Source organism: Streptomyces sp. NPDC093111 (assembly GCF_040683955.1).
Taxonomy (GTDB): Bacteria; Actinomycetota; Actinomycetes; order Streptomycetales; family Streptomycetaceae; genus Streptomyces.
In genome coordinates this window covers 88,876-114,136 of record NZ_JBFBNW010000008.1, presented here as the reverse complement: position 1 = coordinate 114,136, position 25,261 = coordinate 88,876, and the positions used below count along the sequence as shown (strand labels likewise).

18 protein-coding genes and 1 pseudogene are annotated in these 25,261 nt (G+C 73.6%); 6 read left to right on the top strand and 13 right to left on the bottom strand.

From position 1 onward, the window contains the following. Positions 1-4: 4 nt before the first annotated feature. The 3 genes from AB0Q96_RS15615 to AB0Q96_RS15605 all read right to left on the bottom strand — a co-directional run bounded on the left by AB0Q96_RS15615 (position 5) and on the right by AB0Q96_RS15605 (position 3,606). Positions 5-2,416 carry a PQQ-binding-like beta-propeller repeat protein gene (locus AB0Q96_RS15615; RefSeq protein ID WP_365325623.1) on the bottom strand — a complete coding sequence of 804 codons (2,412 nt, stop codon included), beginning with the start codon at positions 2,414-2,416 and terminating at the stop codon, positions 5-7. A 100-nt stretch (positions 2,417-2,516) separates the two neighbouring features. Next, a complete protein-coding gene (gene greA / locus AB0Q96_RS15610; RefSeq protein WP_365325622.1) occupies positions 2,517-3,014 on the bottom strand; it encodes a transcription elongation factor GreA in 498 nt (165 codons plus the stop codon). A 190-nt stretch (positions 3,015-3,204) separates the two neighbouring features. Next, positions 3,205-3,606 carry a DUF4307 domain-containing protein gene (locus AB0Q96_RS15605; RefSeq protein WP_365325620.1) on the bottom strand — a complete coding sequence of 134 codons (402 nt, stop codon included), beginning with the start codon at positions 3,604-3,606 and terminating at the stop codon, positions 3,205-3,207. 111 nt (positions 3,607-3,717) lie between these two features. Here AB0Q96_RS15605 and mca point away from each other — a divergent pair, with 111 nt between their 5' ends. Both mca and AB0Q96_RS15595 read left to right on the top strand, forming a co-directional pair. Then, entirely contained in the window at positions 3,718-4,599 is an 882-nt protein-coding gene (gene mca / locus AB0Q96_RS15600; RefSeq protein WP_365325618.1) for a mycothiol conjugate amidase Mca, read from the top strand. Between the two features lies 1 nt (position 4,600). Continuing rightward, positions 4,601-4,834, top strand: a complete 234-nt coding sequence (locus tag AB0Q96_RS15595; protein ID WP_365325617.1) for a hypothetical protein — start codon at positions 4,601-4,603, stop codon at positions 4,832-4,834. Positions 4,835-4,891: 57 nt separating this feature from the next. Here the strand turns inward: AB0Q96_RS15595 and AB0Q96_RS15590 are convergent, their stop codons facing one another. From AB0Q96_RS15590 to AB0Q96_RS15575, 4 genes are all read right to left on the bottom strand, one after another. Beyond that, complete coding sequence (locus AB0Q96_RS15590) at positions 4,892-5,863, bottom strand: hypothetical protein (protein ID WP_365325615.1); 972 nt, start codon at positions 5,861-5,863, stop codon at positions 4,892-4,894. Then, positions 5,860-7,164: a CHAT domain-containing protein gene (locus AB0Q96_RS15585; RefSeq protein ID WP_365325613.1), complete on the bottom strand. Its 1,305-nt coding sequence runs from the start codon at positions 7,162-7,164 to the stop codon at positions 5,860-5,862. Before AB0Q96_RS15585 ends, AB0Q96_RS15590 begins: the two co-directional genes overlap by 4 nt. Positions 7,165-7,185: 21 nt before the next feature. Next, positions 7,186-9,702: a tetratricopeptide repeat protein gene (locus AB0Q96_RS15580; RefSeq protein ID WP_365326043.1), complete on the bottom strand. Its 2,517-nt coding sequence runs from the start codon at positions 9,700-9,702 to the stop codon at positions 7,186-7,188. 95 nt (positions 9,703-9,797) lie between these two features. Beyond that, a complete protein-coding gene (locus AB0Q96_RS15575) occupies positions 9,798-12,971 on the bottom strand; it encodes a tetratricopeptide repeat protein (RefSeq protein ID WP_365325611.1) in 3,174 nt (1,057 codons plus the stop codon). 293 nt (positions 12,972-13,264) lie between these two features. Between AB0Q96_RS15575 and AB0Q96_RS15570 the strand changes: the two genes are divergently transcribed. Both AB0Q96_RS15570 and AB0Q96_RS15565 read left to right on the top strand, forming a co-directional pair. Further along, positions 13,265-13,660: a rodlin gene (locus AB0Q96_RS15570; RefSeq protein WP_362472959.1), complete on the top strand. Its 396-nt coding sequence runs from the start codon at positions 13,265-13,267 to the stop codon at positions 13,658-13,660. Positions 13,661-13,815: 155 nt separating this feature from the next. After that, positions 13,816-15,849 (top strand): thioredoxin domain-containing protein, encoded by a 2,034-nt coding sequence (locus AB0Q96_RS15565; protein ID WP_365325609.1) that lies wholly within the window; start codon positions 13,816-13,818, stop codon positions 15,847-15,849. Positions 15,850-15,876: 27 nt separating this feature from the next. Here AB0Q96_RS15565 and AB0Q96_RS15560 read toward each other — a convergent pair whose 3' ends face one another. Continuing rightward, positions 15,877-16,893 (bottom strand): LCP family protein, encoded by a 1,017-nt coding sequence (locus AB0Q96_RS15560; protein ID WP_365325607.1) that lies wholly within the window; start codon positions 16,891-16,893, stop codon positions 15,877-15,879. 476 nt (positions 16,894-17,369) lie between these two features. Between AB0Q96_RS15560 and AB0Q96_RS15555 the strand changes: the two genes are divergently transcribed. Beyond that, complete coding sequence (locus AB0Q96_RS15555) at positions 17,370-17,603, top strand: chaplin (RefSeq protein ID WP_365325605.1); 234 nt, start codon at positions 17,370-17,372, stop codon at positions 17,601-17,603. Between the two features lie 71 nt (positions 17,604-17,674). On the opposite strand, the gene AB0Q96_RS15550 is transcribed toward AB0Q96_RS15555, so the two are convergent. Then, positions 17,675-18,931 (bottom strand): FAD-dependent oxidoreductase, encoded by a 1,257-nt coding sequence (locus tag AB0Q96_RS15550; RefSeq protein ID WP_365325603.1) that lies wholly within the window; start codon positions 18,929-18,931, stop codon positions 17,675-17,677. Between the two features lie 180 nt (positions 18,932-19,111). After that, entirely contained in the window at positions 19,112-20,425 is a 1,314-nt protein-coding gene (locus AB0Q96_RS15545; protein ID WP_365325602.1) for an ATP-grasp domain-containing protein, read from the bottom strand. 163 nt (positions 20,426-20,588) lie between these two features. Between AB0Q96_RS15545 and AB0Q96_RS15540 the strand changes: the two are divergent. After that, a pseudogene (locus AB0Q96_RS15540) lies at positions 20,589-21,707 on the top strand (glycosyl hydrolase); the annotation flags it as partial. Positions 21,708-22,322: 615 nt separating this feature from the next. Here the strand turns inward: AB0Q96_RS15540 and AB0Q96_RS15535 are convergent. From AB0Q96_RS15535 to AB0Q96_RS15525, 3 genes are read right to left on the bottom strand one after another with little or no spacing between them, the layout of a single operon-like run. Further along, positions 22,323-23,465 carry a GNAT family N-acetyltransferase gene (locus tag AB0Q96_RS15535; protein ID WP_365325600.1) on the bottom strand — a complete coding sequence of 381 codons (1,143 nt, stop codon included), beginning with the start codon at positions 23,463-23,465 and terminating at the stop codon, positions 22,323-22,325. Continuing rightward, on the bottom strand, positions 23,462-24,109 hold the full coding sequence (locus AB0Q96_RS15530) for a lipopolysaccharide biosynthesis protein (RefSeq protein ID WP_365325598.1): 648 nt from the start codon (positions 24,107-24,109) through the stop codon (positions 23,462-23,464). Before AB0Q96_RS15530 ends, AB0Q96_RS15535 begins: the two co-directional genes overlap by 4 nt. A 12-nt stretch (positions 24,110-24,121) precedes the next feature. After that, complete coding sequence (locus tag AB0Q96_RS15525; protein ID WP_365326041.1) at positions 24,122-25,258, bottom strand: glycosyltransferase; 1,137 nt, start codon at positions 25,256-25,258, stop codon at positions 24,122-24,124. Positions 25,259-25,261: the final 3 nt, after the last annotated feature.

The window sequence follows — 25,261 nt, the reverse complement described above, 5'->3', positions numbered from 1 at the left end:
GGGGCTAGCGGGGGAGTGCGACGGAGGTGACGTCGCCCTTGTCGTACACGATGTAGGCGATGCCGCCGACGGGGACCACCTGGGGGGCGCGGAGCATCCTGGCGTAGATGTTGCCCCAGGCCGGGTCGTACCCGGGGTCCTTGACGCGCGCGCCCGGCGCCCCCGACACCGCCGTGACCGTCCGCCCGAGGGGCTTCCCGTCCTTGCCGAGCCGCACGGTGTACAGCGAGGCGAGGTCGGCGTACACGAGCCGGTCGCCCGCGAGCAGCGGCGTCGACCAGGCCTGGGACAGCCCGTCGGGCGCCGGGGTCGCCGGGTAGACGGCGAGCTTCCTGCCGTCGCGCGGGTCGGAGACCGTCAGCCCGCCCTTCTCGCCGTCGAGCCGGACCGCCGTCCGCTCGGTGACGACCGCCGGGTCCGGGCCCGCTTCGGGCGCCGGGAGGGACTTCAGCGAGGCGAGGGTCGTCGCGTCGAGCAGGTGGGCGCCGACCGGCGTACCGGCACTGTGGGAGACGTCGACGCAGTACGCGTACGCCCCGAACACCTTGATCTCCTCGCAGGTGCGCGCGTCGTCGTCGACCTGCCCGCGCACCGCACCGGTCTTCCCGTCGTACGCGATCAGACCGCCGTCGCTGAGCGCGTACAGGAGGCCCTTGGCGTAGGCGACGGGCTCGAAGTCCCGGATGTCGGAGCGGGGGATGTCGGAGTTGGTGAGCGCCTTGGTCCACAGCCGGCGGCCGTCGGCGAGGGAGTAGGCGAGCAGGCTGACGTGGTCCGTGTTCTCCTGCCCCTTCTCGGTCAGCGCGGCGACGAAGACCATGCCGTCGGCGACGACCGGACGGCTGCCCTCGCCCTGCTGCGCCCAGGCGTCCTTCTCCCACCTCACCGCGCCCGTGCGCGCGTCCCGGACCTGGACCCGCTCGCCGTACGCGAGCACGACGGCACCGTCGTGGACGAGGGGCCGGGCCGCCTCCTGGGCGATGAAGACGCCGCCGGTGGGGCTGATGTAGCTCATCTGCGGGGCGTTCTCGTCGTTCGGCTTCGCCTGCCACAGCGGCTTGCCGTCCGCCGGGTCCAGCGCCTCGAAGGTCCCGTCCGTCGTCCGGCACACCAGCACCCGCTCGTTGCCCGAGCAGCCGAACGCCGGCGCCGTCAGCTTCGCCCGCCACGTCTTCCAGCCGGCGGGCCGCTGGGCGGCGTTCTGCGGGACGACCCCGGAGGCGTCGGCCAGCCCCTGGTCGTCGACGCCGGGGACGCGCGGCCCGGAGACGGGCGCCTTCGGCCCGGCCGTGACCGGCTTCCGCGGCTCCTTCGGCTCGGGCCACAGCAGATACGCGCCGAGCCCGCCGCCCAGGACCGCGAGGGCCACCACGGCCGCGAGCAGCCCCCTGCGGCGCCGCCTCGGGGCCGGCGGGGCGACGGCCGGGCCGGTGGGTGCGACGGTGGGGGCGAAGTGGAGTCCGGGCGGCCCGGAGGTGACGACGGGACCGGTCGCCGGGACCTCCAGGAGCGGGCCGCCCGCGGCGACGAGCTGGGCGAGCTCCGTGCCGTACTCGCCGATGTGCTCGCGCACGGGCACCGGCCACGGCGGCGCCTGCCGCTCGCCGCCCAGGAGCCCGACGAGGGCCTCCGGCGTGGGCCGGGCCGCCGGGTCCGCCGCCAGACAGGCGGCGACGAGCTCCCGCAGCTCCTCGGGCAGCCGCTCCAGGTCGGCCTCGGCCTGCGACACCCGGTACAGGACGGCGGCGAGGGGCCCGTCGCCGAAGGGGTCCTCGCCGGTCGCCGCGTAGCAGAGCAGCGAGCCGAGGCAGAAGACGTCCGAGGCGGCGGTCACCGTGCGGGCGCCGGCGACGTGCTCGGGCGACATGAAGGCGGGCGTGCCGACCATGAGCCCGGTCGCGGTCATGGTGGTGGCGCCGTGCGCGCGGGCGATGCCGAAGTCGATCAGGCGCGGGCCGTCGACGGCGAGCATGACGTTGCCCGGCTTGAGGTCGCGGTGCAGCACCCCGGCCGCGTGCAGGTCGGCGAGGGCCCGGGCGATGCGCGCGCCGAGGGCCCGGACGGCCGGGACGGGCAGCGGGCCGGAGCGGCGGACGGCCTGGGAGAGGCTGGGGCCCGCGACGTACGCGGTGGCCAGCCAGGGCACCTCGGCGTCGGCGTCCCCGCCTACGGGCGCGGCGGCGTGCGCGCTGCGGACCAGGCCCGCGATCCGGATCTCGCGGCGGAAGCGGTCGCGGAAGGCGGGGTCGCCCGCGAAGTCGCGCCGTACGGTCTTGACGGCGAAGAACTCCCCGGAGGTGTCGAGCCGGGCGAGATAGACCTCGCCCATGCCGCCGGCGCCGAGCCGGGCCAGCACCTCGTAGGGTCCGATCCGCCGCGGCGCGCCCTCGCGCAATGCTCCCAGCACCTGCCCCATCCCCCTTGAGTGGCCTGATGCGGACGATCATTGCATGGGCATGACGAAGGGCCGGTCCCTTCTCGGGGGACCGGCCCTTCGCCGCGCGCGGTGGGGCGGCTCAGCTGCTGTACGGCTTGGCGGTGAGGATCTTCACCATGGCCATCTTGCCGTTCGGCAGCTCGTACTCGGCGTCGTCGCCGGCCTTCTTGCCGTTGACGCCGATGCCCAGCGGGGACTGCGGCGAGTACGTCTCGATGTCGTCGCTCGCGTACTCGCGGGAGGCGAGCAGGAAGGTCATCGTGTCGTCCTCGTCGCCGTCGAAGGCGATCGTCACGACCATGCCCGGCTCGACGATGCCGTCGTCCGCGGGGGCCTCGCCGACCTTGGCGTTCTGCAGGAGCTGCGTGAGCTGGCGGACCCGGAGCTCCTGCTTGCCCTGCTCCTCCTTGGCCGCGTGGTACCCGCCGTTCTCGCGCAGGTCGCCCTCCTCGCGCGCCGCGGCGATCTTGGCGGCGATCTCGGTACGCGCGGGACCAGACAGGTACTCAAGCTCGTCCTTGAGCTTGTTGTACGCCTCCTGGGTGAGCCAGGTGACGTTCTCGCTGGTCTGGGTCACAGGTGCTCCTCGTAGGTACTGGGAATACAAAGCATCGCCCTACACGGAAAGGATGCGCCTTCCCGGGTGGGCGAAACCACGAGCCTAACAATGAGTGGCGAAAAGCGGGAGGACATAAACCATCAAGATGGCGTCGCCCCAGGTCACCGTGGTGACCCGCCCGAGCTCGTCCCGGGCTCCCTACCCACCGCTACCGCGCCGTACACCCCAGCAGCTCGGCGTTGGTCGCCTTCGCGGTCGTGCGGATCGAGTAGACCTTGTCGAGGCGGCCGCCGGCCTCCTCGACCGGGACGTCCTTGCGGCCGACCTCGGCGCCGTCCTCGGAGCGGGAGCGCAGCGTGCAGACGCCCGTGGCGTCGGCGTCCTTGCGGATCTCCAGGTGGACCTGGACCTCGGTGTCGCTCACCACGTCGAACTTGATCATCTCGGCGCTGATCTTCGTGCCGCCGACGTAGTGCCAGCCGAACCAGCCGATCATGGCCAGGAACAGGGTGCCGAGCACGGCGCCGACGATCTTGAGCTTCCGGTCGGCGCGCTCGTCCGCGGAGCGGCCGTAGCGCCCCTCGGGCAGCTGCTCTCGCACCGCGCTCATGCTCGTTCCTTTCGCCGCCGGAGCCCCCCGGCCGGGGGCCCGGAATTTTCCCTCCCCCGATTCCGTCACTATAGAGACCTCCCTAGGCGACGAATCACTGAGGATCGACTCTTGACTGAGCAGCTGCGACTGATGGCCGTTCACGCCCACCCCGACGACGAGTCGAGCAAGGGCGCGGCGACGATGGCCAAGTATGTGTCCGAGGGGGTGGAGGTCCTCGTGGTGACCTGCACGGGCGGCGAGCGCGGCTCGATCCTGAACCCGAAGCTCCAGGGCGACCCCTACATCGAGGCGAACATCGACGAGGTCCGCCGCAAGGAGATGGACGAGGCCCGCGAGATCCTCGGCGTCGGCCAGGACTGGCTGGGCTTCGTCGACTCGGGCCTGCCCGAGGGCGACCCGCTGCCGCCGCTGCCGGAGGGCTGCTTCGCCCTCGCGGACGTGGACCACGCGGCCGGCGAGCTGGTCCGCCGGATCCGCTCCTTCCGTCCGCAGGTCATCACGACCTACGACGAGAACGGCGGCTACCCGCACCCCGACCACATCATGACCCACAAGATCACGATGGTGGCCTTCGACGGCGCGACCGACACCGAGAAGTACCCCGAGGCCGAGTTCGGCCGGGCCTTCCAGCCGCAGAAGCTCTACTACAACCAGGGCTTCAACCGCCCCCGCACGGAGGCCCTGCACAACGCCCTCCTGGCGCGCGGCCTGGAGTCGCCGTACGGGGACTGGCTCAAGCGCTGGGACGAGTTCGGCGGCAAGCCGCGCAACCTCACCACCCACGTCCCCTGCGCGGACTTCTTCGAGACCCGCGACAAGGCGCTCATCGCCCACCGCACCCAGATCGACCCCGACGGCGGCTGGTTCCGGGTCCCGATGGACATCCAGAAGGAGGTCTGGCCGACCGAGGAGTACGAGCTCAGCAAGTCCCTCGTCGCCACTTCCCTCCCCGAGCAAGATCTCTTCGCGGGCATCCGCGACAATGCCTAGCATGAGCGCACACCTGGCAATGACCCAGCTTGTCCCCTTCGCCGCCGGAGAGCTGGACAAGAACAAGGTGACCCCCGGCGTCCTCGGGTTCGTCGTCTTCGCCGTGCTCGCGCTGGCCGTCTGGGGACTGATGAAGTCGATGAACCGCCACATGCACAAGATCGACTTCACCGAGACCCCCGACCCGGCCACCGCGGGCCCCGCCACCCCCGCCACGGGCCCGGCGGACAAGTAACCGCACGCACCCGCACGGGCTCCGGCATGGCCGGGGCCCGTACGGGTGTTGCCGGGGTCAGGGCCGGCAGTGGTCGGCCAGCGACAGCAGCAGATGCGCCGACTCCGCCCGCAGGTGGTCGGAGTGCGCCCCGGCCGGTCCGCGCCCCGCCACGAACACCTCGCCCGCGTCCACGCTCACGAACCGGTGGTCGAGCGCGGCACGCGGATACGCGGCGTCCACCGGCCTCATCCGGATCGCCGAGACCGGCTCCGGCGCGGTGCCGATGCCCTGGCTGCCGATGCCGCGACGCTTCTCGGCCAGCCGGTGCCAGATCCCGGTGGCCCAGTCCCGCTCCGCGTACGTGGCGACCACGGGGCCGCGCAGCGGCGCCTCGGCCAGCGCCGTGAACGTGGTCGCGAAGGCGTCCCGGGGCGCGGCCATCTGGAACAGCAGCATGCTGTCGACGGTGAACGGCCGGTTCGCCGGACCCTGCCGGGACCATCCGAGCGTCGCCCCCGAGGCCCCGTCGGCCGCCCACTGCACGGCCTCGCACAGGAAACGGCAGCCGAAGGAGTGCCCGACCAGGTGCAAGGACTGCCCGCCCCGGGTGGCGAGCACCGGCGCCCCGTCCGTATCGCCGCGCCACGCGTCGAGATATCCCAGAAGCTGTCCCACGACCCGGGCGGCATGCCCTTCGGGCGCCCTGGCCGCGGAATGGGCCCGGTCCCGTGTCGTGCGGTACCCCTCCCGCGACGGCCAGCGGACCAGGACGGTCCAGGGCGCGAAGTCGCCGCTCAGCCGGGGATACAGGGACGCGCGCGCCGCGAACTGCTCGCCCACGAGCGCGCTCAGCCGCCGCGCGGCCGCGAGCGCGGACTCCGGCCTGGTCTTCCAGCCGTGCACGTAGACGAACACGTCGGTGGCCCACGCGGGCGGTGTGAGGACCTCGGCGAAGTGGTCGCCGATCCGCCCGGCCGGGACGGGCACGCCGGCGTCGAGGAGCCAGCCGGTCCCGTCGAGGTCGACCACCTGGACGTCCGCGCTCATACCGCGACTCCCTGTTCCTGATCGGTGGCGGCCAGCGGGGCCCGTGCGAGCCGCGTGTCCATGCCGCAGTGCAGCGCGTAGGCGAGACCGAGCGGATTGAGGTGCTCGTCCGCGAAGGCCCGCGCGAGCGCGTGGGCGATCTGCCCGGCCGTCTCCCGCCCGCCGAGATAGCGGTCGAAGAAGGCGTACGCGTACTCCGCGGCGAACACCTGGGGCATCTCGATCAGCGGCCCCAGCACCCCGCGCGCACCGTGCTCGATGAGCGCGCGGCCGAGGAACGCACGGTCCGCCTCGCCCGCCGGTACCCCGGCATGACACGCGTTGAGCAGGACGAACGGCTGGAACGGCGTGTCCTCACCGAACCGGCGCCGCCGTTCCCGTACGAGATGGGCGTCGACGATCCGGGTGTCGCTCAGCCGCACGGCGAGCCCGGGCGGCTCCGGCCCGTCGGCGTGGAAGGCGCCGTGGCACCAGAAGTACATGACCTGGTCGCCGAGCGCCGGATCCGACAGGGCGGCGGCCAGCTCGACGCCCTGGGTGCGCTCCACGAACGTGGTGTCCTGCGCGAGCAGGGCGGCCACCTCGGAGGCCCGGGTGGCCTTGTGCCGGTCGATGCCGGTGTCGTGGTTGAGGCTCACCACGGGAAGAGCCGCCGGGGCCGGACGTTCGCCGAGCCAGGGGTAGGAACCGCCGGTCTGCTCGATCTGGTGCCGGTAGCCGAGGAACCGGTCGAAGAGCCCCGGCGGCCCGTCGGCCGGCGCGGGCAGGTCCTCCGGGCGCAGACACATCAGCGTCCAGGGCACGAACAGGTCCGAGTCGAACCGGATCCGCAGCCCCTCGTCGGCGAGCACCGAGGACAGGAACTCCCGGAACAACCGGACCTGGTGCCCCTCGCCCTCCAGGAGCGTCCCGTACAGCAGCTCGCAGCCGCTGTGCGCCAGCTCGTCGAGGACGGGCCGGAGCTCGTCGAGCGGCTCGGAGGTCAGGTCGGTCAGGGTGGCGTACGGCTGCTCGGGGCGTCCCGGCACCGGGCGGCCGTCGGGGCTCGGCGGCCGGTGGTCGACGAACACCTCCTTCCACAGCCTGGCCAGCCGGGCCGCCGCGGCCTTGACCTTCGCGGGCTTCACGGGCAGGTCGGCCTTGTGCTCGGTGCCCTGCAGGGCCGGGACGCCCGGCCCGTACAGCCGGGCCCGGATCCGGTCGTCCCCGCACAGGTCGAAGGCGACGGTCACATCGGGTCTCGGCGCGGCGAGGCCGCCGAGCAGCGTGAAGCGGCGGCTCGGGTCCTGGACGACGCGCACGGGCAACTCGGTGGGCAACGGTCACGCCCCCCAGACGTGTTCGGGATGCGGAGCGGCCGAGAGGTCCTCACCGTCGGCGTCCACGATGTCGATCTCGGTCTCCACCTGCTGCAACACCGTCCCGGTCGCCTCGTCCGCGATCGTGAACCGGATCCGGTGCAGCCCGGGCCGTCGCGGCGCGAACCGGAACTCGGCCCCGAGCCCGGGATCCGGCGACGGCCGCACGAGCGCGGTGACGGGCTCGACGGCGCAGCCGGTGAGAGGGGTGGCGACGACGGACAGCCAGGGGAGGGATTCCCGCCTGCCGGCCCAGGGGTGGCCGGCGGCGGGGACGACGCGGAGCCGGACGACGGTGCCGGGGCCGTCGAGGAGGGTCAGGCTCACGTGACAGGCGCCGCCGAAAGGATCGGTGTCGGAGAGGAGGACGGTGTCGCGGGTGCGATCGGGGACGAGGAGCAGGACCGGGTCGGGCCGGCGCCAGGTCCGGATCTGCCGGGACACGTCCGACCGGGTCACCTGGCCGCAGTCCTCCAGGGCGGCCAGGACATCCCTGGGTGCCGCTCCGCGCGGCTCGGCCAGCGCCGCACGGAAGTACGCGCCCCACAGCATGCCCAGCCGGTCCCGGAGGCGGGAGAATGCCTCGATCGCGGAGACGAGGTGCCCGGCACCGTCCCGCGCGCCGAGTGCCGCCAGCTCCAGCTCCGACCACGCGGTGCCGTGCGGGCAACCGGCCGTCAGGAACAACGCGGCCGCGTCCCGGAAGTACAGGCCGGCCGTGTCGTGGTCTCCCGCGTCGCGCCTCATGAGCCCCAGCCGATGCAGGGTCCAGGCCCACCCGAAGGTGTCGGGCAGGCCGCGGAAGCGCGTGAGGGCCTTCGCCAGTTCAGCCTCCGCGATGCCGAGCATCCCGCGCCTCGCCATGGCGAGGCCCATGTAGTGGTGGGTCCAGGCCTCGCCCCGGGCGTCCTCCACGGCGCGATGCTGCTCCAGCGCCACGCGGAAGCGGCGCATCGCCTCGTCGGCCTTCGACTGCTGAAGGAGAGCGCGCCCCTCCTGAAGAGTGATCCACGCACCGACGCGGTACCGGTCCTGGGCGACGACACCGTCGGCGGCGTCCCGCAGGATGCCCGTGGCCCACTCCGGCTCACCGAGGAGCAGATGGGCCCGAGCCCGTTCGATCTGGCGCCAGACGAGGACACGGCCCCCTTCCTGCGCGTCGGCGGGGCCTTCCCGGAGCATCCGGGCCGCTTCGGCCGGATACCCCTGGTCGGTCAGGACCGACGCCCGGATCGTCGTCAGCTGGAACCCGTCCGCCCCGCTGGCCCGTTCGGCCTCGGAGAGCAGCGTCAGGCCTTCGTCGAGACGGCCCGTCTCATGCGCGAGGAGACCCTCCTCCGGGCCGGGGAACCGCGTGTCGAGCTCCACGCCCGCGCGTTCCATCCGGCCCACCTCGCGGGCCGCCGCCGCGCACGCGGGAGCCACGAACTGCTGGGTGTTGGCGGGGGTGCGCACGCCATGGGCGGCGAGCCACTTGAGCGCGACCACCTGGTGGTGGAGGAGCCGCACGGCCGCGAGCCTGCCGACTTTGTCGTCGTCCAGGACGTCGACGTTCCGGCAGGCGAGATCCAGGTACTCGTCGCCCAGCCGCTGCCGTTGCGGGGCGCCGGTGATGTCCACGCTCGCCAGCCGGACGCGCATGAGCAGCGACTGGTCCCGTGGCGTGTCCGACACCCCCAGGGCGTCGCTCACGGCCGATGGCAGCACGTACGTGCCGGCACCCGCGTTCCAGGCGAGCCCGGACGAGAGGAGGAAGGAGAGGGCGTGCTCGTCGAGCTGGCCGAGCGTCTCCCTCGAGAACCGCTCCAGCCCCCACCTCCTGAGCGTCCACAGGGCCTGCCGCGTCCCAGGAGGCAGATCGTCGAGCGCCGCGCGCACCAGCGCGGCGGGGTGCGGCGGCAGCGGCCCGTCCCGCCAGGCCGCCATCCGCGCCAGGGCCGGCATGCCTCCCGTGGCGGCCAGGACGGCCCCCGCCTCCGAGGGCGGCCGCCCCGCCACCACCGCGCACGACTCGGCGTCCAGCGGCCTCACCTGATGGGCCCGGCACCCCGGCAGCGTCTCCCAACCCGAGGTCGCGCGCGACGTGAACACCACGGTGACCTGAGTCTCCGCGAACACTCCGAGCAGCTGCTCGGCCGCCTGCGGCGCGGGAATGTCGTCGAACACGACCACTCTTCCCGGGAGTTCGAACAGGCGCGCGCGGACGGCGTCCCAGACGGCCGGGTAGGAGGCGTCCTCCGCCGCCATCAGATCCACCAGCGCCCGCCGCGACGCGCCCAACTGCCCGAAGAGCCGGACCAGCGTGACATCGGCCCAGGCGGACCAGTGCTGGTGGTGGACACCGTCGCGGGACAGGTCCTCGGCGATCCGGCGGGCCAGCTCCGTCTTCCCGACCCCCGCCTCCCCGTACAGCACCAGCGCCCGCGGCCCTCCCGGCCGCCGGAGCTCGTCGCGCAACCGCGCCCGTTCCTCTCCCCGCACGAAGGAGCCGTCCTCCACGCGAGCCCCCTCCCGCCGCCCCGCACCGCTCAACCACCCAGCATCGCAGCCCCGTTCGCACGGGTACAAGGACGCATTCAGCCCACCTCCACCGACACCCCCATCACCTCCCGCGCCTGCCGCCCCGGCACCATGCCCAGGTCCCAGGCCTGCCAGCCCGTGTCGCGCGGGGTGCCGCGCTTCAGGATCAGGGCGTACGCCTCGGCGCAGTCGTCCAGGCGGGGGTCGCGGGACGGGTGGCGGGTGGTGGTGAGGGCGGTGAGTTCCTCGCGGGCGCGGTCGGGGTCCGGGAGGAGGGTGCAGCGCAGGAAGCGGGCCCAGTCGGTGCCGCGGTGGTCGCCGTACGTGGCGAACAGGCGGGTGGCCTCCTCGCACAGGTCCAGGGCCTGCGCGGTGCGGTTGTTGCCGGCGTCCACGATCGCCAGCTCCAGGCAGGTCCACGCCTCACCGTGGGCGACGCCGATGCGGCGGAAGTCCGCGCGGGCGTCCATCAGGAGCTGGCGGGCGAAGCCGGAGTTGCGGAGGTTGCCGGTCTGGGCGGCCCGCTGGTCACGGGTGACCCGGCCCGAGTGGTGGCGGGCGCACGCCAGGCCGTACACGTCCCGCATCCGCGAGAACATCGTCCGGGCCCGCTCCAGCTCCCGTACCGCCTGGTCCCGGTCGCCCCGCTCCTCCAGGGCGTGCCCCAGGTAGTAGAGGGTCCACGCCTCGCCGCGGGCGTCCTCCTGCTCCCGGTGCCGGGACAGCGCCTGCCGCAGCCCCTCGACCGCGGGCGCCACGTCCCCGTCGACCAGCCGGGCCCGCGCCAGCTGGGTCAGCGCCCAGGCCTGACCGCGCCCGTCGTGGGTGCGCCCGTACCGGTCCAGCGCCAGCCGCAGCTCGTCCTCGGCCCGCGCCACCTCGCCCGTCCGCAGGAACACCTGGCCCAGCTGGAAGTGGGCCCAGGCCTCCCCGTGCAGCGACTCGCTCTCCCGGTGCAGGGCCAGCGCCCGGTCGAGGAGCGTCAGGGCCTCCGCCAGGTTGGCGCGGTCCCGCTCCACCGCCGCCAGCGCGTGCAGCGTCCAGCCCCGGTCCGCGGCCAGCGACTCCGGTTCCTGGAGGACCAGCGCCTCCCGCAGCCGCGCCGCCGCCTCCGCCAGGTTGCCCTGGTGGTGGAGGGTGATGCCGAGCGAGCACAGCGCGAGCGCCGCCCCGGCGTCCTGATGGGCCTCCTGATAGAGGGAGACGACCGAGGTGAGCGTCGTGCGGGCCTTGTCCAGCTCGCCCAGCTGGCGGGCCGCGATACCGGTCCGCCACTGGACGGAGCGGGACAGCAGCCCCTGCCCCACGGCGTCCGTCAGCTCGTTGATCTCGCCCAGCCGGTACAGGTCGCCGCGCAGCAGGCAGTAGTCGCACAGCGCGCCGAGCAGGTCCAGCACCGTCTGCTGGTCCACGCCCTCCGCGTGCCGCAGCGTCGCCGTGATGAAGCTGGACTCCTCGTCCAGCCAGCGCAGCGCCGCGTCCAGCGAACCGAAGCCGTGCCCGCCGAAGCGGTCGGCGCGGGTCGACATCTTCCCGTCGACCATGCGGATCACCGCGTCCGCCAGCTCCGCGTAGTTGCGGATCAGACGTTCCTGCGCGGCCGCGATCTCCGCCTGGTCCTCCTCCTCCACCAGCCGCGCCGCCGCGAACCCGCGCACCGCGTCGTGCAGCCGGTACCGCTCCCCGCGCACGTGGTCGAGCAGTCCGGCCGCCGCGAGCTCCCGCAGCAGCCGCGCCCCCTCCGCGCCCGGCGCGCCGAGCAGCGCCCCCGCGGCCGCCGCCCCCAGCGAGGCCCGCCCCGCCAGCGGCAGCCGGCGCAGCAGCCGCCGCCCGTCCTCGTCGAGGCCCGCCGCGTACCCGGCGGCCAGCGCCCGCTCCACCGGACCGGCGTCCGCGCCGGCCGCGCCGAGCAGGTCGACGACCGTGTGCGGGGCCCGCCCGTCGAGCAGCGCCCCCGCCGCCCGCAGCGCCAGCGGCAGACCGCCGCACAACTCCCGCGCCCGCGCGAGCCCCTCCGCGTCGTACGGCTCCCCGGCGCCCTCCGCCGCGCCCAGGAGCTCCTCCGCGCCCGCCTCGTCCAGCGCCGTCACCGGCAGCGCGTGCACCGTGGCCGGCACGTCGGCGCCGAGGTCCAGCGGGGTGCGGCAGGTCACCAGGACCAGGCTGTCCGAACGCTCCGGCAGCAGCGTCCGCACCTGCGCCGCGTCGACCGCGTCGTCCAGGACCACCGTCACCGGAAGCCCCGTCAGATGCTGGTGGTACAGCTCCGCGAGCCGCCGCACCTGCTGCTCCGCCGACGCGCGCTCCCGGAACAGCAGCTGCTCGCGCGGCGCGCCCAGCCGGTTCAGCAGGTGCAGCAGCGCCTCCCGGGTGGCGAGCGGCTTCTCGCCGCGCGTCGCTCCGCCCCGCAGGTCCACCACGCACGCCCCGCGGAACTGGTCGCGCAGCGCGTGCGCCGCCCGCACCGCCAGCGTCGTACGGCCCGAGCCGGGTATCCCGTGCAGCATCACCACCGTCGGCCGGGTCGTCGTCGACGCCCGCCCCGCCTGCACCCACCGGGTGATCTCCGCCAGCTCGGCCCGCCGCCCCGCGAACGGCCCGGCCGGCTCCGGCAGATGCCCGAAGGACTGCTCCAGGACGGTACGCCGCCGGGCCGCCGCGCTGCGGTCCGCGCCCCGCAGCCGCTCGACCACCTTCTGCGGCGGCTGCCCCGCCGTGCCGAGCAGCACCCGCTGCTGCTCCAGGAAGGGCCGTACGCCCCGGGTCTCCAGCGCCGTCAGCCACCGCAGCCGCAGCTGCTCCACCCCGCCCGGCCGGCCGAGGTCCCCGGCCCTGCGGTGCGCCGCCGCCCGGCGTCCGGCGCCCGCCTTCAGGGCGGTCGCCGCCGCTCCGGCCACCGCCACCACGGCGCCCGCGCCGAACGCGGTGCCGGCGCCGGTGCCCAGCGCCAGGTCGCCGCCGACCGCGGCGGCCGCGGCGACGGCCGTGACCACCGCGGGTGTTCCGAGCCCGGCGGGGGGAGCGGCGGCCGCCGATCCCCTCTCCCTTTCCTCCAGGGCCCGCAGGTAGTCCGCGTACTCCTCCGCCGCCGAGGCCGCCAGCGTGTCCAGCGCGGCCCGGCCCCGGGCGAGCAGCGCGTCCTGGTCGACGCGGCCCCCGGAACGCCGCACCTCCTCCGCCACGGCCCGTTCCCACAGTCGCTCGGCCTCGCTCCGGTGGCTGTCCCGCATGCGCGTCCCCCTTCGCCCGCCGGAAGATCCGGCCCGAACAGTCCGAGGACAAGTGTCCTGCGGGACGCCCGCCGGCGCGAGGGAGTGGTGCGAAAGCCCAGTGACCGCAAGGGAATCGGGCTCCGGCGCCGATCATCCGAACGGCTGCGCGTCGACCTCCCGTCCGATGGCGTTCATGTGCTGAATACCGCGTCCGGGTGACGCCCCGGAACCAATCCCACCCGAGGCAGTTGATCAGGTCGCTTCGGTCAACGGAGCAGTTCCGGGCCATCGAGCTCAAGAAGGAAGATCTCGTGATCAAGAAGGTTCTTGCCACCGCTGCGGTTGCCGCCTCCGTCGTGGGCATGGGTGCGTCGACGGCCATGGCTGCCGGCAACGACGGCGGCAGCGCCAACATCATCGGCAACCAGTCGAAGCAGTCCATCGGCAGCAACTCCACCGGTGGCTACATGAGCCCGAACTTCGGCCTCATCAACGGCGGCGTCCTGCACTGCTTCGATGTCCAGAAGATCGAGGCGCAGGTCCCGATCGGCGCCCTCATCGGTGTTCCGATCGCGGTCCAGGACGTCCTGGGCAACCCGATCTCGAACCAGACCTGCACCCAGAACTCCGTGCAGCAGAAGGGCGACGACGCTCTGTCGCACATCCTGGGCGAGGTCCTCTCCCAGAACGGGAACGTCGGCGGCTGACGCCTGCCTCTCGTGTGAAGCGGCCCCGTTCCTCGCATTCGACCTGCGAGGAACGGGGCTCGCTTCGCAGTATCGGTGCCCCGTTCGCTTTCCGCCCACTCGTGGCGCGCGGGCGGGCTCCTTCGTATGGGCCCCCGATGCGCAAGGATGGGGACATGCCGAACAGACTGGCCCATGAGACCTCCCCGTACCTCCTCCAGCACGCCGACAACCCCGTCGACTGGTGGCCCTGGTCGGCGGATGCCTTCGAGGAGGCCCGGCGCCGCGATGTGCCGGTGCTGCTCAGCGTCGGCTACAGCTCCTGCCACTGGTGCCATGTGATGGCCCATGAGTCCTTCGAGGACGTCGAGACGGCGGCGCTGGTCAACGAGCGGTTCGTCGCCGTGAAGGTGGACCGTGAGGAGCGGCCGGACGTCGACGCCGTCTACATGGAGGCGGTCCAGGCGGCCACCGGTCAGGGTGGGTGGCCGATGACGGTGTTCCTCACGCCGGACGCCGAGCCCTTCTACTTCGGTACCTACTTCCCGCCCGAGCCCCGGCACGGCATGCCGTCCTTCCCCGAGGTCCTCGACGGTGTCGCGCAGGCGTGGGCCGAGCGCCGCGGCGAGGTCGCCGAGGTCGCCGCGCGGATCGTGAAGGACCTCGCGGGCCGCTCCCTCGCCCACGGTGGCGACGGCGTTCCCGGTGAGCCCGAGCTCGCGCAGGCCCTGCTCGGCCTCACCCGTGAGTACGACGCGAAGGCGGGCGGGTTCGGCGGGGCGCCCAAGTTCCCGCCGTCGATGGTGCTGGAGTTCCTGCTGCGCCACCATGCCCGCACGGGGGCCGAGGGCGCCCTCCAGATGGCCGTGGACACCTGCGAGGCGATGGCCCGCGGCGGCATCTACGACCAGCTGGGCGGCGGCTTCGCCCGCTACGCCGTCGACCGGGACTGGGTCGTGCCGCACTTCGAGAAGATGCTGTACGACAACGCGCTGCTCTGCCGGGTGTACGCCCACCTGTGGCGGGCCACCGGCAGCGACCTCGCGCGCCGGGTCGCCCTGGAGACCGCCGACTTCATGGTCCGCGAACTGCGCACCCCCGAGGGCGGTTTCGCCTCCGCGCTCGACGCCGACAGCGCCGCCGGGGACGGATCGGGCCGGCACGTCGAGGGCGCCTACTACGCCTGGACCCCGGAGCAGCTCGCCGACGCCCTCGGCGCGGACGACGCCGCGTACGCCGCCCGCTACTTCGGCGTTACCGAGGAGGGCACCTTCGAGCACGGCTCGTCCGTCCTCCAGCTCCCGCAGGACGCCGGGGTCGCCGACGGCGAGCGGATCGCCTCGATCAGGGAGCGGCTGCTGGCCGCCCGCGAGGAGCGGGCCCGCCCCGGCCGCGACGACAAGATCGTCGCCGCCTGGAACGGCCTCGCCATCGCCGCCCTCGCCGAGACCGGCGCCCTGCTCGACCGGCCCGACCTGGTCGAGCGCGCCACCGAGGCCGCCGACCTGCTGGTCCGCCTCCACCTCGACGACACCGCCCGCCTCACCCGTACCTCCAAGGACGGCCACGCCGGGGCCAACGCCGGGGTCCTGGAGGACTACGCCGACGTCGCCGAGGGCTTCCTCGCGCTCGCCTCCGTCACCGGCGAGGGCGTCTGGCTGGAGTTCGCCGGCTTCCTCCTCGACATCGTCCTCGACCAGTTCACCGCCGAGGGCGGCGCGCTGTACGACACGGCGCACGACGCCGAGCCGCTGATCCGGCGCCCCCAGGACCCCACCGACAACGCGACCCCGTCCGGCTGGACCGCCGCCGCCGGAGCGCTGCTCTCGTACGCGGCGCACACCGGCTCCGAGCCGCACCGGACAGCCGCCGAGGCGGCCCTCGGCGTGGTCAAGGCGCTCGGGCCGCGCGCGCCCCGCTTCATCGGCTGGGGTCTGGCCGTCGCCGAGGCCCTGCTCGACGGGCCGCGCGAGATCGCCGTGGTCGGCGCCCGCGACGACGACACCTTCCGGGCCCTGTGCCGGACCGCCCTCGGCGCCACCACCCCCGGCGCGGTCCTTGCCTTCGGCCCGCCCGACAGCGCGGAGTTCCCGCTGCTCAAGGACCGTCCGCTGGTGGCCGAGGGCGCCGCCGCGTACGTCTGCCGGCACTTCGCCTGCGAGGCGCCGACGACGGACCCGGCCGAGCTGGCCCGCGCGCTGACCCGCTGAGCGTCGCCGCCCAGCGGGTCGGGGGTGTCAGTCGCAGAGCAGGGACTTGCCTCCCGCGGGCCTGTACTCGCCCAGCGGGGTCTGACTCTGCGGCTTGGGCTTGGGCTTCGGCAGCGGTTTGTCGGCGCGCATCTTCGCGAAGATGTCGTCGGCGTACGGCACGTCCCACGAGATCGTCGCGCCGACGTCGGGGATGAGCGGGTTGATCTTCTTGATCGGCACGGTGGCGAACTCGGTCCGCTCCGGCCCGAGGTTCCGCAGCCGGGCCGCCAGCGTCAGCAGCTCCGGCGCGCTGATCGCCCGCTCCGCCTGCGCCTTGCCGCGCAGGGTCTCGGCGAACCAGCGCATCCAGTCCGGGTCCCGGTACAGGTGGGCGCGGACCTCCCGCAGTGTGTTGGCCACGAAGTGGTGCTGCTTCTTGATCCGTCCGAAGTCCGCCTGGCCGTCGGCCTTGCGCGAGCGGACGTACTGGAGTGCCTCCCCGCCGTGGACCTTGCGGGTGCCGGGCTTGAGGTCGAGGCCGGTGGCCGGGTCCTTCAAGTGCTTCCTGGTGCAGATCGGCACGCCCTCGACGACGTTCACCGTGTCCATGAACCGCCGGAAGTCGATCTCCAGGTAGCGGTGCACCGGGGTCTTGGTCATCGCCTCGACCATCTCGATGGCGAAGGACGGGCCGCCCTCCCTCCAGGCGGCGTTGAGCTTGGCCTGGTGCGGCGGGTGCAGCTCGCCGGTCTCCCGGTCGCGGTGCTCGGGGAACTCGGTGAGCGAGTCGCGCGGCAGGCTCACCACGCTGACCCGGTCGTTCCTGGCGGAGACGTGGACGAGCATCATCACGTCGCTGCACCGGCAGTCGTGGTTGCCGATGTGGTACTTGATCCGCTCCTCCGGGGTGACGCGCGCACGCGCGTCGATCCCGACGACGAGGATGTTGAGACCTCCCTTGGGGGACGGCAGGTCGGCGGGTGCCAGCGCGAGCGAGCCGGTACCGAGCGCGACCAGGGCCGTGGACAGGAGCAGCAGGCGTCCTGGGCGGGGGAATTTCATGGAGAAACGTTAAATCGGACGTATTCGCACACAGGTACGCGACGCGACGTGGAGCGTGCGAATCACTCTCCTGCGGAGGCTGTGTCATGATGCCGGGACCACACCGGAAGGAGCGAATATGACGCCCGAACCCGGGAAATGGGAACGGATGGCCTTCATTCCGAAGAGCCGATATATGGCCGACCCGCCACTGGTCGACCGGGAGCCGTTCCCTCTCTACTCCTCGCTGGCCAGGCAGTGGATGCAAGCCGGTCGCGCGGTGCCGGGAGTTCCGGACCGAGAATGGGAACGGCTCACCCGTACGCCGATCTGGCCGCGGTGAGCAGCGAGCGGCGTGCGGTGATTCGACGCATTCGGGGGAAGCGAATGAGTGAATGACGGAAGTCCGACGATAAGCCGGTTTCCTTTCCGGGGCAGGTTCGTTGGGGAGTGTGCAGCGGAGAACGGTCTTCGCCGTAGGAAAGGATCCAGACGAAATGAACTGCAAGAAGGCTGCCGCCGTCGTCGCCGGTCTGATCATGGCCCTGGGTGCCGCCACCCCCGCGATGGCCGACGCCGGCGCCGAGGGCGTCGCCATCGGTTCGCCGGGTGTCCTCTCGGGCAACGTGGTCCAGGTCCCGATCCACGTGCCGATCAACGTCTGCGGCAACAGCGTGAACGTCATCGGCATCCTGAACCCGACCGCGTTCAACACCTGCATCAACGCCTGACGTCCACGTCACGGCCACGGGCCGGCCCCCGGGAGCGTCCACCACGCTCCCGGGGGCCGGCCTCCGTCGTGTCAGCGGCCGGCGGCCACCGCCTCGGCGCCCGAACGCGGCCGGCCCACCCGGCCCCCGCCGGCCCGCAGCCGCTGCCGCACGCCCCTCACGAGCCGCCCGGCCGTGTAGCCCGCGCCGAACACGAACCGCATCGACGGACCGTACGAGGGTGCCGTGAGCAGTCCGGCCAGGAAGAGGCCCGGCCGGGACGACTCGAACAGCGCCCCCACCTCGGGCGCCCCGCCGAGCCCGACCCGGCGCAGCCCGTCCCGCAGCTCGGGCGCGAGCACGCCCGCCCGGTCCAGGCTGGGCACGAAACCGGTGGCCGCGATGACGTGGTCCGTCTCCACCACGGAGGCCCCGTCCCGCCCCGCCACGTCGAGCCGCAGCCGCTCGTCACCGGTCACGGTCGCCGCCGTGACCCGCTGCCCCAGGCGCACGTCCCCGACCGCGCCGAACCGCTCGCGCAGCCACCAGGCGCCGGCCGGACCGAGCGCCGAGTCGAAGATCCGCTCGCGGGTGCCGGCGGGCAGCCGCCGGAAGATCCCGGGGGTGTCCGCGTACAGCCGGTTCTGCCAGCCGCAGCCGAGCCCCGTGTGCGGGGCCCGGAACGTCTGCCAGGCGCCCCGGTCGAGCGCCGGCGGCAGCGTGTTCCAGTTCAGCCGCCCCGAACGGGCCAGGACGCGTACGGTGGCGCCCTGTTCGGTGAGGATCGCGGCGGTCTCCAGGGCGGCCTGCCCGGCGCCGATCACCGTGACGTCCCGGCCCGCGAAGCCGTCCAGCTCGCCGTGGTGGCTGGAGTGGGTGACGTACCGGCGGGGCAGTCCGCGCAGCGGCCCGGGGACCTCCATGAAGGGCAGCACGCCGACGGCGAGCGCGACCGTGCGGGCGCGGAAGGTCTCGCCGTCCTCCGCCGTCACCTCGAAGCCCTCGCCGCCGGGGCCGGGCGCGACGCGCGAGATCAGGCGCTCGTCCAGCGCGGGCACCGCCTGGCGGGCGAACCAGTCGCCGTACGCGGCGAAGAAGCCGACCGGCAGCGGCACCCCGTGCTCGGCGCGGATGCCCTGGGTGGCGGCGTAGGCGTCGAGCCCGTACGAACCCCGCGGGTCGGAGAGGTGGGAGGCCCACGGCTCGGACTTGAGGAACATCGCGGAGGGCATGGCGTGCCAGGACTCCATGGGGCGGCCGAAGACCCGCAGCCTCAGCCCGTGCGCCGCCGCGTGGGCGGCCACGGAGAGGCCGTAGGGTCCCGCGCCCACAATCACCAGGTCGTACATCGTGTGTTCCGCCTTCGTCGATCCGGCCGTGAGGACGCCGGGGGTGTGTCGTGGGTGTGTCGGGGGGCTTGGTGAGGGGTGGGGGGTGGGGGGGCCGGGGGCTTGGTGGGGCGGGGCCGGCCGGTCCGTCCGCTTGGTCCGCCCCGGGTGGCCCCGGGTCGGTGCTGGGTCGGTGTCGGGTCAGCGCTGGGTCACCTGGTCGGTGCGGTTGCGGGCCGACGGCGGCGAGCCGATGCCGGCCGGCCGCCGGGTCCGTCCGGCCCGCAGGGCCCGACGGAGTGTCAGCAGGCCCTTGCGCAGGGCGTGGGAGCACCAGGCGCGCACCATCGCGAAGGCAGGGGCGAGGTCGTCGGTGGCGAACCAGGCCGCCTCGAACCGTTCGGCGAGCGGTCGCGAGGCGCCGGGCTCGGCGGCGTACCGGCGGCGCGGCGAGGCCAGGAAGGACAGGGCCGCGTAGTTCTCCACGACGAAGCGGCGTCCGTACGCGGGGGCGTGCACCGGGACCGTACGGCCGGTGAGGTCGAGGTGCATCGCGCGGACCACGTCGAGCCCGTCCCGGTCGGCGAAGAGCCGGAACTGGGCGCCGGGCCGGGGGTTGAAGTCCAGTAGGTGGTAGGCGCCGGTCGCCCGGTCGAGCCGGAAGTCCAGGTCGCACACGCCCCGGTAGCCGAGCGCGGCGAGCAGCTCGCGGGCCATCGTGTCGACGGCCGGGTTCGCGCTCCAGCGGCCGACGGCGGTCAGCCCGGCGCCGTCGGGCCAGGAGCGCTCCTTGCGGCCGGTGGCCCCGGTCGAGCAGCCGCCCCGGGAGTCCACGTACCCGTGGAAGAACCAGTCGAGGTCCCGGCCGGCCGGCAGCAGCTCCTGGAGCAGCAGCCGGCTGCCGGCCTGCGGGGTGCGCGCGAACAGCTCACGGACCTCGGACAGCGAGCCGACGATCGAGGTGCTGCGCAGCCCGCCGCCGGGCGGCAGCAGCCACGGGCGGCTCCACTTGGCGATCACCGGAAGCCCCAGCGACCAGGCCATGGCGGCGGCCTCCTCGGCGCTGGTGGGCAGTTCGGTACGGGGGTGGGGGAGCGACAGGGCGCGGCAGGTCTCGGCGAGCTGGGCCTTGTCGGCGACCCTGGCGAGCTGCTCGGGCGACTGGTCGGGCAGCAGGTAGCGCCCGGCGAGCTCGGGGCGGCACTCGGCGAGGGACAGGGCGGTGATGTCGTCGAGGGGCACCAGGACCGCGGGGTGCGCCGAGGAGCCGGGCAGCCGGTCCGCGACGCGCAGCAGCAGCCGGGTGAGTTCGGCCGGGGACGGCTCGGCGGGGCGGACGTGGGCGCCGTGGAGGTAGCGCGACCGGACCACCGGACTGGCGAGCGACTCGACCACCGCGTGGACCGGGACGCCCGCCCGTCCGAGGGACCGCGCGGCGCCGAGCGTGCCGTGATGAAAGGGGTTCGGGTCGAGCCGCACAAGGACCGCGGGGACGCGGCTGTCAAAACTCGGCACGGCATGTCCTTAGTCTCGAGTGCCCCCAACTGGGGGATGAAGAATCCTCTAATGGACTATTGATCAGATCCAAGCCGAGTTCTCGGTCGGCTCATTAGGAATACTTTCGGAGTATCAGATTGACGGTCCATCAAGTGGCGCGTGAGAAGACGAAGGAGCTGCCATGGCAGACCGAAAGCGACGGACGTCGAGAACCTGGCTGGGGGTGTTCACCGCCGGTCTCCTCGCATCAGGTTCTGTCGTGCTGTCGTCTCCCGCTCGCGCCGCCGAATCCGTAACGACCCGGGACCCCCAACCGACTCTGTCCGGGGCGATGGGGGCCTTCCTGGAATCCGGTCCGCTCGGGGTGGCCCGGATCGCGCAGCTGGAGCGGTGGCTCGGCGGCCACGAGCTCCGGGTCGGCCACACGTACCTCCCCGGCGACGTCTGGTCGAACATCGAGGGCCCGCCCGGCTTCCTCGACGCCTGGGCGGACTGGCGCAACCAGCGCACCGACCGCCTGTTCGTCCTGAACGTGCCGATGCTGGAGCGCAACGAGGCCGGCGTCTCCGACTACGAGGTGCGCCGCCAGCTGCAGTTGGGCGCCGCCGGCTACTACGACCACCACTTCCGCAAGCTGGCCGAGCGGCTGGTCGACCTGGGCGCCCCGGACACGGTCGTCGTCCTCGGCTGGGAGATGAACGGCACGACGTACACCAGCCGGTGCGCGCCGGATCCGGCCTCCTGGAAGAAGTACTGGAACCGCATCGTCACCGCGATGCGCTCCGTGCCCGGACAGACCTTCCGCTTCGACTTCAACCCGAGCCGGGGCAAGGACGCCGTTCCGTGGACGGAGTGCTACCCCGGTGACGACACGGTCGACGTCATCGGCATGGACTCGTACGACCAGCCGGCCGGTTCGAGTTTCGACCAGCACGTGAGCGAGCCCTACGGGCTTCAGGCGCAGGTCGATTTCGCGGCCGAGCACGGAAAGCGGATCTCCTATCCGGAATGGGGCCTGTTCCGGAACGGAGACAACCCCGAGTACATGCGGCGCATGCTCGAATGGATGAAGCAGCACAAGCCGCTGTATCACACGATCACCGATTACTGCCCGCACGGCGTCTGGCAGTGCGACGACAATCCGAAGTCCTCACAGGTGTTCCGGCAGACGCTGTACGGGGTCGACCCGACCGAGCCGACCGAGCCGACGGACCCGGTCGACCCGACGGAGCCCACGGAGCCGACGGACCCGACGGACCCCACCGATCCGACGGAGCCCACCGAGCCCACCGAGCCGACACATCCGACGGATCCCGTGGACCCGACGGACCCCGTGGAGCCGACGGATCCGACGGATCCGACGATTCCGGTGCCGAGGCCCGAGCCGAAGCCGGAACCCAAGCCCGAGCCGAAGCCTGACCCCAAGCCTGACCCGAAGCCGGATCCGACGATTCCGGTGCCGAAGCCCGAGCCGAAGCCTGACCCCAAGCCGGAGCCCAAGCCGGATCCGACGATTCCCGTGCCCAAGCCCGAGCCGAAGCCTGACCCGAAGCCGGAGCCCAAGCCGGATCCGACAATTCCGGTGCCGAAGCCCGAACCGAAGCCCGAACCGAAGCCGGAACCCAAGCCCGAACCGAAGCCGGAACCCAAGCCCGAGCCCAAGCCCGACCCCAAGCCCACCTGCTGGACCGTGAACCTCGGTTCATGGGTCGAGAGTTGGATCGGCGGGCCGGTGTGCGTCCCCAAGGACTCCTGGAAGGAGTCCGTGAAGGAGTCCGTGAAGGACACGGTGAAGGACTCCGTGAAGGACTCGACCAGCTGGACGAACGGCCTCGGTGTCGACTGGAAGGGCGCCCTGAAGGGGGTCTGGCCCTTCTGACCGGTCGGTGAGGGGGCCGCGCGGCGGCGGAGGAGCTCATCCTCCGCCGCCGTTCGGCGTCCGGCCGGGCAGCCGGCCCAGCGCGCGTCCCAGCCACTCCCGCTCCCGCGCCTGCCGGGCCGCCCAGCGCCGCCCCGACGCCGCGCCCGCGCGCAGCCACAACAGCGGGGCCGCGCTCCGGCCGCCCAGCAGGAGGCGCTGGTTGGGGACCGTCTCGGGGCGCCAGTGGTGCTTGTACGGTTCGGTGCCGCGCAGCATGCTCAGCGTCGCCCGGCCGCTCGCGCTGGTCTCCCGGGCCCCGTGCCGCAGCAGCATCGTCGCCACGTCGACCTTGCGGGCGCGCAGCGCGGGATCGGCGCCGTACAGGTAGCCGCCCGCGAGCCGCCGCGACATGAGGGTGAGGTCGGCCGCCACCACGTCCCCGGCGAGCCGGAACTCGGTGACCATCGCGTCGCCGCACTCGACCATCGGCCGCACCGCCCGCGTCAGGTGCTGGGCGAACCGCTCGCTGGTGTGCTCGACGGTCACCCCCCGCCCCTGCCACTGGAGCTGGTGCAGCGTCAGCAGGCGTTCCAGGGCGGCCGGGACCTCGGGCGCGGGCACGATGTGCTCGTCGATGCCGAGCGCGTCCAGCTTGCGCAGCTTCGCCCGTACCCGCTGGGCCTTGCCCGAGGGGATGCGTTCGAGCAGGGCCTCCATCGGGACGGCCGGCAGCTCCAGGCAGAGGGAGTCCGCGAGCCGTCGCCGCGGGCCGCGCCACGCCTCGAAGACCCGCTCGGCCGCGGCCCCGGGCCGTACCTCGCGCAGGTCGATCAGCGTGCCGCGCGCCACGCCGGCCAAGGCTTCGGCGAGCGCGGGCACCGCGTCCGGGCAGCCGTCGTCGAGGAGCACGTCGGTGAAGTCGGTGATGGTGCCGCCGAGCTGGGTGAGCACCGGCAGCGGCCCCGCGGCCCGCATCAGCGGCGCCGCCGCGACCAGCGTGCCGTCCGCCCGCCGGACCAGGACCACCCGCAGCGCGCCCGGCCTGCCGTACGACAGCCACCAGGAATGCAGCCACGCGTGGGACTGGAACGGCGTCGCCGTCGCGCACCGGGCGTACAGCGCCGCCCACTCCGGGCCGAGCCGGCCGAACTCCGCGCCGTCCCGGCAGACCTCGGCGTACAGGGATCTGCCGCTCACACCGCCTCCGGTTCCGGCTGCGCCGCCACGGCCGGCCCCGGCACCGAGGCGCCCTGCCGCGAGTGGCGGGCCTCGGCCCGCGCGGCCCGCTTCGGCCGGACCAGCAGGACCAGGCCGCCGAGCAGCCCGCCCGCGCAGGCGCCGACCAGCGCCGACAGGGGCGCCGACGGGGACACCGGCGCGACCGGCTTCGTCGCCCGGGAGAACTGGACCACCTTCACGCCCGTGTTCGAGGCGACGTGCGAGCTGTCGAGGACCAGCGCGCGGGCCACCCCGTCGGCCATCGACATGGCCTGCGCGGGCTTCGCCGAGCGGGCCGTGATCGAGATCATCGGCGCGTCCGGCGAGGTCGCGGCCTGCACACTGGACCGCAGCGTGGCCGCGGAGACGCCCGCCCACACCTGGGCGTCGCCGGTCACCGCGATGTCGGTGGCGACCCGCCCGTACGCCTGGGCGAAGCCGAGCGCCGAGGCCGGGTCGGACTTCTCCGAGGGGACGACGATGACGTAGCTGGTCGCCGCGTACTGCGGGGCCTTCAGGACGCCGTAGCCGCCGCCGAGGACCGCGCCGGCGAGCGCGGCGGCCGGCAGCACCATCCAGCGGGCGGGGGTGAGGAGGGAGGATCGTGGCGGGGTCGTGGTCATGGTGCTCAGCTCTCACTTCACGGGAAGAGGGGTGCCGCGGACGGCCTGGTCGTACAGGGACAGCAACTGCCGGGCGCTGTGCGCGATGTCGTAGTGGCGGGCGGCCGCCGGCTGCGGCAGCCGCCCGGCCGGGGCGTCCCGCAGCTCGCGCAGGGCGCCGATCAGCTCGGGCACGGACTCGCCGATCCGGCGGGCGCCGGGCGCCGCGCCCGCCGGCAGGTCGTCGATCGCGGGACAGGCCACGTACCGCACCGGCAGTCCCGCCGCCAGCGCCTCGACGACCGCGAGCCCGAAGGTCTCGTCGGGGGAGGTGGACACGAACACGTCCATCGCGGCGAGCAGCGACGGCAGATCGGGCCGCCCGCCCGCCGGACCGGCCGGCGGGTCCGCGAACGCCCCCGCGAGCAGCACCCGGTCGGCGGCCCCGCACTCCTCGGCCACCCGCAGCAGCTCCGCCCGCCGCTCGCCCTCGCCGACGAGCAGCAGTCGTGCCTCCGGCACCGAGGCCACCGCCCGTACCAGCCGGTCGAACCGCTTCCCGGGCGCCAGCCGCCCCACCCCGCCCACCACGAACGCGTCGGCGGGCAGGCCGAGCACCGCCCGGGTCATGGCCCGGGCCCGCGGGTCGTGGGCGAAGCGGCCCGTCTCGATGCCGTTCGGCACCACCCGGATACGGGACGGGGCCACGCCCCACCGGGCCAGGCGGCGGGCGACGCTCGGCGAGACGGCGACCGTGGAGGTGCCGAGCCGCTCGGACGCCAGGTACAGCGCCCGCGTCCCGGCCGACAGCGGGCGCCCCTCGATCTGGGCCTCGCCCAGGGAGTGCTCGGTCGCGATGACGGAGCGGACCCCGGCCAGCCGGGCCGCCGCCCGGCCGTACACGCAGGCCCGGTACAGATGGGTGTGGACGAGGTCGTAACCGCCCTGCCGGATCAGCCGGGTCAGCCGGGGCAGCGCGCCCAGGTCCCGGTTGCCGGTCATGCCCAGGTGGGTGACCGGGGTGCCGTCCGCCTCGATGCCCTCGGCGACCGCCCCCGGGTTGGTCAGCGTCACCACCCGCCCGCGCACCGGCAGATGGCGCAGCAGCAGCCGCAGCTGCTGCTCGGCGCCGCCGATGCCCAGGCCGGTGATCACATGCAGCACCTTCAGCTC